A 427-nucleotide genomic window follows, 5' to 3' on the forward strand; every position below is an offset into this window, starting at 1 on the left:
CGGCGGCGGCTCGGTGAGCGACAACGCCAACCGCTTCATGTACTTCGAGCACGCCCACCCGATGGAGGGCAGCGACGGAGGGGTGCTGCTCGCCTCCTACAGCTGGGCCGACGATGCCCTCAAGTGGGACGCGTACGCCGACGAGGAGCGGTATCTGCGGGCCCTCGCCGGAGTGCAGGCCGTCTTCGGCCGCCGCTGCGAGGTCTTCTTCACCACCAAGTGCAAGACGCAGTCCTGGATGCGCGACCACTACGCCTACGGTGAGGCGTCCGTGCTGTTCCCCGGCCAGCACACGGAGCTGTTCCCCGACATCCCGACCTCGGAAGGGCTGCTGCACTTCGCGGGCGACCACACCTCCATCAAGCCGGCCTGGATCGAAGGCGCCCTCGAATCCGCCGTCCGGACGGCGCTGAAGGTCCACACCGGC

At 68.6% G+C, this 427-nt stretch carries 1 protein-coding gene; it reads left to right on the forward strand.

The genetic code is table 11. The annotated features are described in order from the left end of the window. A partial coding sequence (locus tag CCN42_RS45040) for a flavin monoamine oxidase family protein (RefSeq protein WP_245877577.1) occupies positions 1 to 427 on the forward strand: 427 nt, incomplete at both ends.

It is taken from the genome of Streptomyces glaucescens, assembly GCF_002154375.1.
In the GTDB taxonomy this organism is placed as follows: domain Bacteria; phylum Actinomycetota; class Actinomycetes; order Streptomycetales; family Streptomycetaceae; genus Streptomyces; species Streptomyces glaucescens.